The organism is Nonomuraea sp. NPDC000554 (assembly GCF_040300065.1).
Classification (GTDB): domain Bacteria; phylum Actinomycetota; class Actinomycetes; order Streptosporangiales; family Streptosporangiaceae; genus Nonomuraea.
On sequence record NZ_JBEPDC010000002.1, the window covers coordinates 93,967 to 107,607 of the forward strand.

Annotated in this window: 12 protein-coding genes; 3 read left to right on the forward strand and 9 right to left on the reverse strand. The window is 72.3% G+C overall.

Annotated features, from left to right (window positions below; translation table 11 throughout):
- Nucleotides 1-8: 8 nt before the first annotated feature.
- Both ABT294_RS04370 and ABT294_RS04375 read left to right on the forward strand, forming a co-directional pair.
- The gene (locus ABT294_RS04370) at nucleotides 9-1,535 is read left to right on the forward strand and encodes an NADH-ubiquinone oxidoreductase-F iron-sulfur binding region domain-containing protein (protein WP_350803464.1); all 1,527 of its coding nucleotides are present in this window, start codon (nucleotides 9-11) and stop codon (nucleotides 1,533-1,535) included.
- Nucleotides 1,536-1,611: 76 nt separating this feature from the next.
- Complete coding sequence (locus ABT294_RS04375; RefSeq protein WP_350803465.1) at nucleotides 1,612-3,030, forward strand: FAD-binding oxidoreductase; 1,419 nt, start codon at nucleotides 1,612-1,614, stop codon at nucleotides 3,028-3,030.
- A gap of 1 nt (nucleotide 3,031) precedes the next feature.
- Here the strand turns inward: ABT294_RS04375 and ABT294_RS04380 are convergent, their stop codons facing one another.
- The 6 genes from ABT294_RS04380 to ABT294_RS04405 all read right to left on the reverse strand — a co-directional run bounded on the left by ABT294_RS04380 (nucleotide 3,032) and on the right by ABT294_RS04405 (nucleotide 9,870).
- On the reverse strand, nucleotides 3,032-3,985 hold the full coding sequence (locus tag ABT294_RS04380) for an SDR family NAD(P)-dependent oxidoreductase (RefSeq protein WP_350803467.1): 954 nt from the start codon (nucleotides 3,983-3,985) through the stop codon (nucleotides 3,032-3,034).
- A 34-nt stretch (nucleotides 3,986-4,019) separates the two neighbouring features.
- Nucleotides 4,020-4,664 (reverse strand): GNAT family N-acetyltransferase, encoded by a 645-nt coding sequence (locus ABT294_RS04385; RefSeq protein ID WP_350803468.1) that lies wholly within the window; start codon nucleotides 4,662-4,664, stop codon nucleotides 4,020-4,022.
- A gap of 42 nt (nucleotides 4,665-4,706) precedes the next feature.
- Nucleotides 4,707-5,900 carry an MFS transporter gene (locus ABT294_RS04390; RefSeq protein ID WP_350803469.1) on the reverse strand — a complete coding sequence of 398 codons (1,194 nt, stop codon included), beginning with the start codon at nucleotides 5,898-5,900 and terminating at the stop codon, nucleotides 4,707-4,709.
- 181 nt (nucleotides 5,901-6,081) lie between these two features.
- Nucleotides 6,082-8,043, reverse strand: a complete 1,962-nt coding sequence (locus tag ABT294_RS04395) for an acetoacetate--CoA ligase (RefSeq protein ID WP_350803471.1) — start codon at nucleotides 8,041-8,043, stop codon at nucleotides 6,082-6,084.
- A gap of 58 nt (nucleotides 8,044-8,101) precedes the next feature.
- Nucleotides 8,102-8,959, reverse strand: a complete 858-nt coding sequence (locus ABT294_RS04400; RefSeq protein WP_350803473.1) for a serine hydrolase — start codon at nucleotides 8,957-8,959, stop codon at nucleotides 8,102-8,104.
- A complete protein-coding gene (locus ABT294_RS04405; protein WP_350803475.1) occupies nucleotides 8,956-9,870 on the reverse strand; it encodes a LysR family transcriptional regulator in 915 nt (304 codons plus the stop codon). The genes ABT294_RS04400 and ABT294_RS04405 overlap by 4 nt, the downstream gene beginning before the upstream one ends.
- A 165-nt stretch (nucleotides 9,871-10,035) precedes the next feature.
- Here ABT294_RS04405 and ABT294_RS04410 point away from each other — a divergent pair, with 165 nt between their 5' ends.
- Nucleotides 10,036-11,544: a penicillin-binding transpeptidase domain-containing protein gene (locus ABT294_RS04410; RefSeq protein ID WP_350803476.1), complete on the forward strand. Its 1,509-nt coding sequence runs from the start codon at nucleotides 10,036-10,038 to the stop codon at nucleotides 11,542-11,544.
- Nucleotides 11,545-11,624: 80 nt separating this feature from the next.
- Here the strand turns inward: ABT294_RS04410 and ABT294_RS04415 are convergent, their stop codons facing one another.
- From ABT294_RS04415 to ABT294_RS04425, 3 genes are all read right to left on the reverse strand, one after another.
- Nucleotides 11,625-12,383, reverse strand: coding sequence for an HAD family hydrolase (locus ABT294_RS04415; RefSeq protein ID WP_350803477.1), 759 nt, complete (start codon nucleotides 12,381-12,383; stop codon nucleotides 11,625-11,627).
- Between the two features lie 30 nt (nucleotides 12,384-12,413).
- Nucleotides 12,414-13,040, reverse strand: a complete 627-nt coding sequence (locus ABT294_RS04420) for an HAD family hydrolase (protein ID WP_350803480.1) — start codon at nucleotides 13,038-13,040, stop codon at nucleotides 12,414-12,416.
- Between the two features lie 86 nt (nucleotides 13,041-13,126).
- Nucleotides 13,127-13,570 (reverse strand): DUF2690 domain-containing protein, encoded by a 444-nt coding sequence (locus ABT294_RS04425; RefSeq protein WP_350803481.1) that lies wholly within the window; start codon nucleotides 13,568-13,570, stop codon nucleotides 13,127-13,129.
- Nucleotides 13,571-13,641 lie beyond the last annotated feature (71 nt).

Here is a 13,641-nt window from a genome sequence, read left to right on the forward strand (position 1 = left end):
GCGGCGTCGTGATCCCGCACCGGGTGCCCCGCGTGTTACGCCTGGGCCCGGCCAGGCTGACGGCCGGGCTCGACCACACCCGGCGGCTCGACCTGCCGGCGCACCGCACGCTGCACGGCGAGCCCACGACGCGCGACCTCGACACCCTCATGTCCGAGGTCAACGAGGTGGACCTGCGCGGGCGCGGCGGCGCCGCCTTCCCGTTCGGCCGCAAGCTGCGCGCCGTCGCCGACGCCGCGGCGGCAGGCGAGTGCGTGGTGCTGGTCAACGGCGCCGAGGGCGAACCGGCCAGTTCCAAGGACGCGATGCTGCTCGTCCGCAACCCGCATCTGGTGCTGGACGGCGCGATCCTGGCGGCCGAGGCGTTGCACGCCCGCGAGGTGGTCGTCGCCACCGCGCAGGGGGAGGTGGGCGAGTCGTCGATCGCCGCGGCCGTGGCCGAGCGGCGGGCCGCCAAGGTGGCGGGCGCGTCCGAGAGCCACATCCAGATCCGGGTGGTCGGCATCCCCGAGCGGTTCATCTCCGGCGAGGGCGGCGCGCTGGTGCGCGGCGTGAACGGCCTGGAGGCGGTGCCGCCCGGCAGGAAGCGGCGGGCCGCCGAGTCCGGCGTGGACGGCCTGCCGACGCTGCTGTCGAACACCGAGACCTTCGCCCAGCTCGCCATCCTGGCCGAGCTGGGCCCCGAACGCTACGCCGAGGTCGGCACGAGCAAGGAACCCGGCACCGTGCTGCTCACCGTGGGGGGTGGCGCGGCGCACGGGGCGGTCGTGGAGGCGCCGGCGGGCACGCCGCTGGCGCACGTCCTCGACCTGTGCGAGGCGGAGATCGGCGACGGCGTGCTGATGGGCGGCTATCACGGCGCCTGGCTGCCCACCGACACGGCCAAGACGGCGGAGATCTCGCGCGAGGGCATGAAGCTGGCCGGCGCCACCTTGGGCGCCGGGATCATCGTGCCGCTCGGCGAGTCCACGTGCCCGATCGGCGAGGCGGCGAAGGTCACGTCGTACCTGGCCGCGCAGTCGGCCGGGCAGTGCGGGCCGTGCCGGCTGGGCCTGCCGGACCTGGCCCGCGCGATGCGGGCGCTGGCCGAGGGCACCGGATCCACCGACGCGGTGCGGCGCGCCGTCCGGGCCGTCGAGCGGCGCGGCGCGTGCTTCCACCCCGACGGCACCGCCCGTTTCGTCCTGTCCGCGCTGGACGCGTTCGAGAACGACATCGCCCTGCACCTCGAGTACGGCTCATGCGGCCGACCGATCAGAGGAGTCCTGCCGATGCCAGAGACAGACGACGAGCCCGCCTACCGCCTGGACGTGGACTGGACCCGCTGCCAGGGCCACGGCCTCTGCGCGCACCTGCTGCCCGAGTTCGTGGACCTGGACGACTACGGCTTCCCGTCGTTCCGTCCGGTGCCCGCGTGGATGGCGAAGGAGGCCCGCAGGGCCGTGGAGATGTGCCCGGCGCTGGCCCTGCGGCTCGCCCGGTCCGGCGGTGACACCCGCGTGCGGCCCGCTCACCGCCTGGCGCCCAGCCGGTGACCAACATGTGACCAACCCGGCGGCCTCCATGGTCGTCTCACCAACGGTTCACCACGACCGTTTTGGGGAGACGACCATGGACCGCCGGGACTTCTGCCGTATCGCCGCGTTCACACCGATGCTCGGCGTCCTGTCCGCGCCGCCGCCCAACTGGGCGGGGCTGCGCCGCAAGCTGGCGGGCACGCTGGTGCTGCCGGGCGACGCCGGCTACGACCGGTCACGGCGGCTGTTCAACCCGGCCTTCGACGGGATCAGGCCGGGCGGCGTCGCCTACTGCGCCACCCCGGCGGACGTCGCCAGTTGCCTGGCGTTCGTCCGCGCGAACGACATCCCCGTCACCACCCGCTCGGGCGGTCACTCCTACGCCGGCTGGTCGACGGGCACCGGGCTGGTGATCGACGTGTCCCGGATGAACTCCGTCGGCTACGCGTCCGGACGGGCCACCGTGGGCGCGGGCGCCAAGCTCATCGACGTCTACGACAAGCTCGGGCGGCACGGCGTGAGCATCCCGGCGGGCTCCTGCCCGACCGTCGGCGTGAGCGGCCTGGCCCTGGGCGGCGGCATCGGGGTGGTGTCCAGGAAGTACGGGCTGACCTGCGACGTCCTGGAGTCCGTGCGGATCGTCACGGCCGACGGACGGTTGCTCACCTGCGACGCGAACCATCACGCGGGCCTGTTCTGGGCGTGCAGGGGCGGGGGCGGCGGCAACTTCGGCGTCGCCGTCTCCTTCACCTTCCGCACCCATCCGACGCGCGACGTCACCGTCTTCTTCCTGCACTGGCCCTGGGCCAGGGCCGAGGCCGCGGTCAGCGCGTGGCAGTCGTGGGCCCCGACCGCTCCCGACGCGCTGTGGTCGACGCTGCACCTGTCGCGCGACCGCGGCCTCGACGTCCAGATCGGCGGGATGTACCTGGGGGGCGAGAAGGAACTGAACCGGCTCCTCGCCCCGCTCGTCGCCCGGATCGGGCCCACCTCGTCCCGGTATGTCAGGCCGAGCTCGTACCAGCACGCGATGCAGATCATGGGCGGCTGCTCGACGATGTCGGTCTCGCAGTGCCACCTACCCGGCCAGACCCCCGACGGCCGCCTGGTCAGGGACACCTTCGCGGCCAAGTCCCACATGGCGTACCAGAAGCTGCCGGCCGCCGGGGTGCAGGCGCTGGTGGCGGGGGTGGCCCGCGCCGGGGGGCACACGGTGCTCCTGGACGCCCTCGGCGGCGCGGTCGGCCGCGTCGGGCCCGACGCCACGGCCTTCCCGCACCGCGGTGCGCTGTTCAGCGTCCAGTACTACTCCAAGGGCACGGACCGGACCTGGCTGCGCGGCATCCACGCGGACCTGCGCCCCTACCTCGGCGACCACGCCTACGTGAACTACCTCGACCCGGACCTGACGAACTGGCGTTCGGCCTACTACGGGCAGAACGCCGCCCGCCTGGCCGAGGTGAAGGCCACCTACGACCCGGACCGCTTGTTCCGCCTCCCCCAGGGGGTCTGACTCAGGCGAACGCGTCGACGCCGGTGAGCTCGGCGGACAGCCGCCACAGGCGGGCGGCCTGCTCGGGGTCGGTCGCGTGCGCGTACACGCCGCCGGTCGACGAGCCGTCCTCGGCGGCGGGCTCGGCGATGTCGCAGTCCTCGCAGTAGACGCCGCCCACGCCGGCGAGCTGCGGGGACGTCGCCGCCCACACCTGGGTCGCCGCGCCCTGCTCGGGCGTCTTGAAGTCGGCGTTCGCGGGGTTGCCCGCCTCGTCGATCCAGCCGTTGGCGATCATCTCCTCCTTGGGGAGGAACCGCTGCAGCGGGGTGAGGATGCCGCCGGGGTGCAGCGAGAACGCCCGCACCCCCGAGTCGCGGCCGAGCGCGTCGAGGTGGACGGCGAACAGCACGTTGGCCGTCTTCGCCTGCCCGTAGGCCTCCCACTTGTCGTAGCCGTGCTCGAAGTGGACGTCGTCCCAGCGGATGCCCGAGCGGCGGTGGCCGAAGGACGACACGGAGACCACCCGCGCCCCCTCGTGCGCGATGGCCGGCCAGAGCCGGTTGACCAGCGCGTAGTGGCCGAGGTGGTTGGTCGCGAACTGGGCCTCCCAGCCGGGGCCCACCCGGGTCAGGGGGGCCGCCATGATCCCGGCGTTGTTGATCATCATGTCGATCCGCCGGCCGGAGGCGAGGAAACGCTCGGCGAAGTCGCGGACGCTCCCAAGGTCCGCGAGGTCGAGCTCGGCCACCTCGGCGAGGCCCGCGACCGCCTCCTCGGCGGTCGCGGGCCGCCGCGCGGGGACGACCACGTGCGCTCCGGCACGGGCCAGCGCGCGGGTGGTCTCCAGGCCCAGACCGGAGTAGCCGCCGGTGACGATCGCCAGCTTTCCTGACAGGTCGATCCCGCGCAGGACGTCCTCGGCGGTGCTCCTGTATCCGAACCCTGATCCGATCTTGTGTTGCGGCGTTGTCATGGGTTCGATGCTATGAATTGGAGCGCACTCCAGGTCAAGGCGACGGCGTGGGAAGCCCGAACAGCGGCAGGCAGGCGTCCAGGTGGTGGATCTCGACGCCCTCGGCGGGGGTCCAGCCGGCGCGCGGAAGGCGGAAGCGGCGGTTGACGGCCGGCTCGCCCTGGCGGTTGAGCAGGGCGAATCCGTCGTCGTGGTAGCCGAGCTTCCTGGTCACGGCGAGCGAGGCGTGGTTGTCCTCGAACGCGTCCGTGGCCGCCCACTCCGCCCCCAGCCCGGCGAAGGCGAAGTGCAGGGCGGCGGCGCGCATCTCGGTGCCGATGCCCTTGCCCTGGAAACGCCGGCCCAGCCATGAGCCCGTCCTGACCGTGCGCAGGACGGGAAAGTCGTCAGCCACCATGCCCTGCATCCCGATCACCTGGCCCTCGAAGACCACCACGAAGTCGACCGACCACTTCTCCGGGGTGAACTCGGACCACTGCCGGAAGTGGTACTGGATCGTCCGTCTGGCCCGTTCGGCGGGCTCGGTCTCCGACCACGGCACCGCGAAGGGCATGAACCCCGCCTCGTGGATGCCCTCGGCCGCCCGGTCGCCCAGTTCGTCCAGGTCGTCGAGCGACGGGTAGCGGAGTTCGAGGCGGGGCGTGGTGATGGAGAGCTGGAAAAGCGGCCAGTTACGCATGGTTGCGCATTGTTTCCGGTTGGCCGCCCGCCCGTCGAACCATTAAAGCCGGCGCCCGGCGACCGCCACGAAGGCGGCGGTCAGGGCGAAGGCCCCCGCTCCGAGCAGCAGCGGCGTCGCGGCGGACGCGCGCTCGACGGCGAACCCGGCGAGCGCCGTGCCGAGCGAGGTCCCGATGTTGCTCGCCGTGTTGATCCAGGTGCTCGCCTCGACCCGTTCCGCGTCCGGCACCAGCCTGTCGGCCACCAGCCAGGCGATCACCAGTGTCGGCGCCACCGCGGCGCCCATGGCGAACAGGACCGCGCCCAGGCCCGGCAGGGCCGGCATCACGGCGGCGCCGGCCGAACCCGCCGCCAGGACGAGGGCCAGTCCGATCAGGTACGTCGAGGTCCGGCGGCGGTGGGCGAGGCGTCCCCAGACGAGGCCGCCGACGGCGCTGCCCGCGGCCAGGCCCGCGAGCAGGTAGCCGGTGGCGCCGGGCTGCCCGGCCTGTTCCGCCCTGGCCGCGACCGCCACCTCGACCTGGCCCAGGCCGAGCCCGAACCCCATGACGGCACCGACGAGCGTGCGCAGGTCCCGCGAGCGCAGCGGCCCCACCAGGCTCGACCTGGCGGGACTCGTGGGCCTGACGCGGGCGCCCGCCGCCGGGGAGAGGGCCAGACCGACGGTGCCGGCCAGGGCGAGAGCGGCGCTCAGGATCAGGGCCGCGCGGGCGTCGGACCACATGACGATCACGCCGACCAGGGCCGGGCCGCCGGCGAAGAGCACCTCTTCCACGGCCGCGTCCAGGGCGTAGGCGCGCTGCCGGGCGTCCAGTTCCGGGACGAGCTCCGCCCAGATGGCCCGCATCGACGGCCCGACCGGCGGCGCGGCCAGCCCCGCCGCCAGCGCCGCGGCGACGTACACGGCCGGCTCCCCGACCTGGGCGTAGGCGGCGGCGACGGTCGCGAGCAGGGCGGTCACGTACGCCGCCGCCAGCGCGGGCAGCACGCGGCGCGGCCCGCGCCGATCGACCAGCCGGGACTTGAGCGGCGCGACGACGCCGACAGCGCCGAACGCGCCGAGGGCGAGGCCGGCCACCGCGTACGAGCCGGTGGCCCGCAGGGTGGTGAGCAGGAAGGCGAGGGAGACGATCGCGTACGAGAGACGGGCCAGGGAGGCCGCGGCGAAGGCGCGGGCGACTCCGGGCACGAGCAGGAGGGCACGATAGCCCACCGCCGTAGACGGGCGGGACATGACGAAGCTCCAGGATTCAGGCCGGAAGGACAGGGGTCGGGTCGCCGCGACCGACCTAATCCGGGAGCAAAGCCATGAGGCGCACTATAGCGCGGCCGAGTTCTGACCGCCCTTGCCCGAGCTCAGCGGAGTTGGGCGCCCCGTCACCGCAGGCCAAGCCGCACGATCACGAACGTCCCGATCAGGGCTTGAAGTACTCCAGCACCTCGGGGTTGGCCATCGCGTCGGGGTTGGCCGCCTGCTCGACCGGGGTCCCGAGGAGGATCTTGCGGACCGGCACCTCCAGCTTCTTGCCCGACAGGGTGCGCGGGATGCCGGGCACGGCCACGATCTCGTTCGGCACGTGCCGGGGTGACAGCTCCTCGCGCAGCGCCGCCCGCAGCGCGTCGGCCAGCGGGTCGGTGAGCGCCGCGCCTTCGGCGAGGGTGACGTAGAGCAGCAGTCTCCCCTCCTGCCCGAGCTGGCCGGTGTCGATGACGAGACTGTCGGCGATCTCCTCGAACCGCTCGACGACACGGTAGAACTCGCTGGTGCCCATCCGGACGCCGCCCCGGTTCAGCGTCGAGTCGGACCGGCCGTAGATCACGCAGCTCCCGTCGGGGTTCAGCTTGAGCCAGTCGCCGTGCCGCCACACGCCGGGGTAGACGTCGAAGTAGCTGTCGCGGTACCGCTCACCGTCGGGGTCGTTCCAGAACATGACCGGCATGGACGGCGTCGGCTGGGTGAGCACCAGCTCCCCCACCTCGCCGACGACCGGCTGACCGGCGGGGTCGAACGACTCCACCTTCGCCCCGAGCGACCGGCACGGGATGATGCCCGCCCTGATCGGGTGGAGCGGGGTCGCGCCGACGAAGCCGGTGCACACGTCCGTGCCGCCGGAGAACGAGCCGAGCGGGACGCCGGGCAGCTCGGCGCTCACCCAGGCGAACCCCTCGGGCGGCAGCGGCGACCCGGTCGAGCCGACCCCCCGCAGCCGGGCCAGTTCCGGCGGACGGATCCCGGCCTTGAGCGAGGCCATGATGTAGGGCGCGCCGACGCCGAAGTAGGTCACCCCTTCGGTGTCGGCGATCCGCCAGAGCGCGGCGGCCGAGGGGTAGGTGGCCGAGCCGTCGTACAGCACGGAGACGGCCCCGACGAGCAGGGCCCCGATGAGGTAGTTCCACATCATCCAGCCCGTGGTGGTGTACCAGAAGAACACGTCCCCCTCGCCGAGGTCCTGGTGGAAGGAGAGGGACTTGAGGTGCTCCAGGACGACCCCGCCGTGGCCGTGCACGATCGGTTTGGGCAGCCCGGTCGTCCCGCTGGAGTAGAGGATCCACAGCGGGTGGCCGAACGGGACCCGCTCGAACTCCAGCGGGCCCTCCTCGGCCCGCAGCCCCTCCCAGCCGATCACGTCGCCGTGCGGGACGTCGGCGGCGTTGTTCGGGGTAGGTTCCGCCTGCTGCGGGGCGCGGCCCTCCTCGACGGCCGCCAGGTACGGGATCCAGACGGTGGCGCGGAGCGTCGGCAGCTCGGCGGCGATCTCGTTGACGGCCGCCGACCGGTCGTAGCTCTTGCCGTTGTAGTGGTAGCCGTCGACCGCGATCAGCACCTTCGGCTCGATCTGCCTGAACCGGTCGACGATGCTCGGAACGCCGAAGTCGGGCGAGCCCGCCGACCAGATGGCGCCCAGGGACGCGGTGGCCAGGAAGGCGATCAGCGCCTGCGGGATGTTGGGCAGGTAGCCCGCCACCCGGTCGCCGCGCTGGACGCCGAGCCGCACCAGCCCCGCCCGGACCCGGGCCACCTCCTCGCGCAGCTCGGCGTGCGACATCTCCTGGCGGGCGCCGTCCTCGGAGACGAAGACCAGCGCGGTGCCCTCGGTGCGACGGAGCGCGTTCTCCGCGTAGTTGAGCGTCGTTCCGGTGAACCAATCGGCCGTGGGCATCGTCCCAGTGATGACGGGCCCGTCACCAAGCTCTCCGATCACGTCGAAGTGGTGCCAGATCGACGTCCAGAACTCCGCTGGACTGTCGACGGACCACCGCCACACCTCCTCGTAACTCGACCCTGCCCGGCCGAGCGACTCCAGGTAGCGAGTCAGCCTGGCACGCGCGACGATCTCTTCGGTCGGTTCCCAGAGAAGTGCACCTTCAGCAACCATGCGCCCCATCCTGTCGCCCAGTCCGTCGAAAGTCATACCTGACCTTCCACATAACTTCCTACCTACGCAGGTGGTCCACCGCCATACGGGCCGCCGTGCCGATCACCGCGTCGGCGCGCGGCTGGTTCAGTGCCGGGCTGAACGCGCGGGTGAACACCGCGACCGCGTACCGTCCGCCGTCGGGGTACTCGACCACGCCGGCCTCGTTGCGCACCGTGGGCAGCGTCCCGGTCTTGCCGCTGACCTCCACGTCGTCGTACGGGAATCCGGACGCGAGCCGGTGCGGCCACACCTGGAGGTTCAGCACCCCGCGCATCCACGCGCACGACTCGGCCGAGGCGGCCTCGTCGCGCCAGATCAGCGCGAACAGCGCGGCCGTCTCGCGGGCGGTGCTGCGGTTGGTGCGCAGCGGGTCGAGCACCCGCAGCCGGGCGAGATCCTCGGGGTCCAGGAAGGGCCAGCCGTGCCCGGTGTCCTCGGCCATGCTGTCGTTCTGCTGGCGGGCGTTCTGCTCGACGTGCGTGCCGGTCAGGCCGAAGCGGGCCAGCATGGCGTTGACGGCGTCCAGGCCGACCCTGGCGGCCAGGGCGTCGGCGGCGCTGTTGTCGCTCACCGCGATCATCAGGTAGGCCAGGTCGCGCAGCGAGATCGTGACGTCGTCGAGCATCGCGGAGATGCCTGTCGGGCCGGTGCTCCGCGCCGCGCCCCGGACGGTCACCCTGTCGGCCGGGTCGAGCAGCCCGGCGTCGGCCTGGCGGCAGAACTCCACGAGCAACGGCACCTTGAACACCGACGCCATCGACACCGGCTCGTCGGGCCGGTGCCCGACCTCCCGGCCCGAGTCCAGGTCGAGGGCGTGCAGCCAGCCGGTCACGCCCGCCGCGCGGAAGACCGCGCCGAGGTCGAGCGCCGTCATGCCAGCACCCCTGGCCTGCGGCTGACCCGCCGCACGGGGGTCCCGCCCTCGTCCGCCATCCCGGCGCTCTCCTTCAGGGTTCGTACGGTCACCGCGGCGAAGTCGCTGACGACGTCCGTCGCGGTCCGCCAGGCGGTGGAGACCCGGCAGGTGATCGGCGAGCCTAGCAGCGGCCGCCAGGCGAGCCCCGGCACCTCCTCCCTGACGCCGAACGCGACGGCCGCCCCCGCCAGCACCATGCCGAGCCCGGTGCCGTGGTGCACCTGTGCCGGGACGTAGCCGTGGCGGCGGCACTCGGCCAGAACCTCGGCGTAGCCGCCCGGCTCGCCCTCCCTGGGCGGCATGAGCAGCTCGCGTCCCGCCAGGTCGGCCAGGTGCAGCTCGCCCGAGCCGGCGAGCGGGTCGCCCTCGGCGAGCAGGACGCCCTGCTGCTGCACCAGCACCTGACCGAAGTGCAGGCCGGGCGCGGTGACCGGGTGGCGCACCAGCCCGACGTCGATCACGCCTTCCGCCAGCGCCGACACCTGGTCGGACGTCCACATCTCGGCGGGCGCGAGCCGGATCCCGGGGTTGCTCTCGCGGAACGCGGCCACCAGGGCGGCGATCACCCCGGCGGCCAGCCCCGGCGGGACGCCGATCTTCAGCGCCGCTTCCCCGTGGCGGACCAGGTCGTGCAGGCGGTCCACCCTGGCCACGATCTCGCGCGCCTCGCCGAGCAGCAGCCTGCCCGCCTCGGTGAGGCGCACCTGGCGGGCGGAACGGTCGAACAGCCGCACGCCCAGCTCCTCCTCCAGGCGCTTGATGCGCTGGCTGAGCGGCGGCTGGGCCATGCCGAGGCGGATCGCGGCGTTGCCGAAGTGCAGTTCCTCGGCGACGACCGTGAAGTACCGAAGGTGCCGGACCAGGTCCATGGCCAGCAACTATAGCCAAACCCATATCGATAAGTCGCCCATATCAGTATTGGACATTATTTGTGGGGGTCTGGTGTCCTCTGACGCATGGCACAACAGGGGGCATCGATGTTCAGCGACCTTCGACCCGCAGCACCGCCACGGCGAAGGCGCAGGTGGCCTTGGGTGGCGGCGGCGATTCTGGTGCCCGCCGTCGCAGCCGCCGGCACGGTCTGGGTCCTGCGGACGAGCTCGCCGGAGGAGACAGCCGACACCTACCTGAGGGCCTGGAACAAGCAGGACTACGGCGCGATGCGCGAACTGGTCGCCGACCCGCCCGCGGACTTCACCCGCTGGCACCAGCGCTTCCGCACCGACCTGCGACTGCGGGAGGCCACCTTCGAGCGGAACGCGTCCGCGAAGGACCGGGGCGAAGTGCTGACGTTCCACGCCGACCTGCGAGGCCCCCGCGACTGGGACTACGACGGCGAGCTCAGGCTCGTCAAGCGCGTCGGCGGGTGGAAGGTCGCCTGGACCCCCGCCGCCATCCACCCCGAGCTCAAGCCCGGACGCTCCCTCCGGCTCGTCACGGTCAAGCGCGACCCGACGCCGGTGCTCGCCGCCGACGGCAGCCGCATCGACACCCCCGACACCCCCGGCTCGGTGCAGCAGCTCGTCGAGGGCGTCAAGCAGACCTACCCCGACCGCTTCGGCACCAGCGACGACGCCAGGATCGACCTCTACCAGGGCGACGAGCTCCTCAAGACGCTGGTCAAGCCGGCCTCCGGCACGCCGTTGAAGACCACGATCGACCTCAGGGTGCACGCGGCGGGGGCCAAGGCGCTCGAGGAGACGAGCAAGCCCGCCTCGCTCGTCGCGCTGCGGCCCTCGACCGGGGAGATGCTGGCCGTGGTCAACAAGCCGGGCGGGTTCAACCGGGCGCTGCTCGGCAAGTACCCGCCGGGCTCCACGTTCAAGGTCGTCACCGCGTCCGCGCTGGTCGCGGACGGCGTCGAGCCCGGCCAGCAGGTCGAGTGCCCGCCCGAGCAGAACATCGGCGGCTTCCCCTTCCACAACGCCGGCTTCCACGACTACGGGACTCTCTCCTTCCGCGACGCCTTCGCCCACTCGTGCAACACCACGTTCGGCGCGATGGGCGTGGCCGAGCTGGGCAAGGGCAGGCTCGCCGAGGTGGCCGCCAGCTTCGGCTTCGGGGCGGCGATCACGCCGGGAGTCCCCGCGGTGAAGGCCGAGTTCCCCGCCCCCAAGGACGACACCGACCTCGCCTCGGCCTCCATCGGGCAGGGCCGGGTGCTGGCCAGCCCGCTCAACATGGCGTCGGTGGCCGCCGCCATCGCCGACGGCTCGTGGCGTCCGCCCCGGCTGGTCGCCGAGAAGCTGATGCCCGACCGCACACTCAGGCCGCGTCCGCTTGAGGCCGACGTGGTGCGCGCGCTGCGCCAGCTCATGCCGGCCGTCGTCACGGACGGCACCGCGCACGCCGTCAGGTTCCCGGCCGGGACGGCGGGCAAGACCGGGACGGCGGAGTACGGCTCGGGCAAGGAGCCGCCCGCCCACTCGTGGTTCGTCGGCTACAAGGGGGACCTGGCGTTCGCGGTCGTCGTCGAGGGCGGCGGCGCGGGATCGGCGGTGGCGGCCCCCATCGCGGCCCGCTTCCTCGACGCCCTCGCCTGAACGAACGCGCCCACGCGAACACCGCCGACCTGGGCGCCCGCGTGAACACCGCCCAGCTGGGTGGAGGCGTTCGGGAGGGGTCAGCCCGCCTTGCGGTCGACCGGGGTGGTGAGGCCCGCGACCGCGGCCACCACCTCGGAGGCGTTCGACAGGTCGGGCAGCACGAGGTCGGCGCCCGCCTCCCGTAACTCGCCCATCATCGAGCGCCCGGAGGCCACGCCGATCATCAGGGCGCCGCCGATCCTGGCCGCCTGCACGTCGCGGGTCGAGTCGCCGATCAGCACGGTGTTGGCGGCGGTGAACGGCGTGCCGAAGCGCTCCTTCGCCCGCCCCTGGGCGACCTGCAACAGCGTCGCCTTGGGGTAGACCTCCTCGCCGTACCCGCCGATGTCGAAGTTCACGTGTTTGTCGAGCCCGAACGCCTTCAGCTTGAGCACGGCGTTGCTCTTGATCGTGCCGGTCAGGACGGACTGGGCCACGCCGTCGAGCTTGGCCACGGCCTTGAGCGCGTCCTTGGCCCCCGGCATCGCGCGGCCCTCGGCGGTCAGCCGCTTGCGGCGGTCGGCGAACGCCACGGCCAGCGCCGACAGGAACCGCGGCAAGTGGTCGTCTTCGGCCTTGATGCCGTTGACGGCGAGGGTCTCGAAGACGATCTCGGAGTCGGGCCGGCCCATCGCCGGGGCCAGTTTGACCAGCGGGCGTCCGGTCACGACGCGGAACGCCTCGGCGTAGGCGTCCCTGGTGACGATCGCGACGTCGACCAGCGTGAGGTCGATGTTCCAGAGCACTAGGCGGTTGATGGCGGCCTCCTGAGGGGGATCTTGCCAGAGTACGGCCATCACCCACCGGGAGGCCCACGGCTGGGCGTTTTATGTATGGTCGAGCGCTTCCGCGAGGGTGTCGACGACCGGGAAGCCCGTCGCCTCCAGCTCTGCCCGCAGGGTCATGCCGCCGGTGTAGAGCACCGCCCTGGCGCCCACATGCTTGGCCGCGATCCCGTCGTCGACGCTGTCGCCGATCACCAGGACCTCCCGCGCCTCCACGCCGACCGCCTCGATGTGCGCGGCCATGTGCGCCGCCTTCTCCCCGCCCGAGCTTCCGAGCAGGCCGTCGATGCGGGTGAAGTGCCCGGTGATGCCGAAGGACTCGACGGCCGGGACCAGGTGGGAGTGGGGGGCCATCGAGCAGAGCGACTGGGTGCCCGTCCAGCTGGCGAGCGAGAGCTCGGCGTCGGCGGCGAGCCCGCACACGACGCTCAGGCGGAAGTAGTGGTCGTGGAAGCCGGTGTCGAGCAGCTCCCACTCGCCGTCTTCAAGGGGACGGCCGAGCAGGCGTTCGTAGGCGAGCCAGATGGGCCTGGTGTAGACGGCGCGGAAGCCGTCGGCGGTGAGCGCGGGCAGGGAGTACGGCTTGAAGACCTCGTTGGTCGCTCCGACCACGGCGTCGATGTCGTGGAGGAGCGTGCCGTTCCAGTCCCAGATGATGTGCTTCGTCATGTCGCGTCCAGCGTAGTAGGCGGAGCTGACATTCTGGGGACCAGGGAACGGCGAAGCCGCGACCTTCCGGCCGCGGCCCCATCGGCCTACTTGCAGGCCTTGGTCGTGTGGCCGGAGGCGTTCTGGTGGCCCTGGCCGCCACCCCACATCGCGCTGGCCTGGCCCCAGGCGCACATGTTGTTGGCCCGGAGCATGTTGCCCCAGTGCCGGCCGCCATTGCCCGCCCTGTAGGAGAATTGGTCGGACCGATCGTCCTGCGTGAAGACGCTGATCGTGCCGTGGGCGCGCTCCGACGTCTTGATCTCGACCCAGTTGGTCTTGCACTTGCCCGACCACATGAGCTGGATCGTACCGACGACGTCGGCCCCGTTGTGCAGATCGGCGGTCCTGACCACACGGGCGGAATTGCCGCAGCCCGACTTGTACGGGTCCTGGTGGTCGTACCCCCTGGCGGCCGCCTGCGCGGGCGACGTCGCCAGGAGGGCCGCCGCGATCGCACCGATCGCAGTCGCCGCAACTCGGAACTTCATCGAGAAACCCACTCCTTCTATCCCGGGTACCGAATTCGTGGGACGGTAGCGGAGATCGCCAAGGGAAGGTC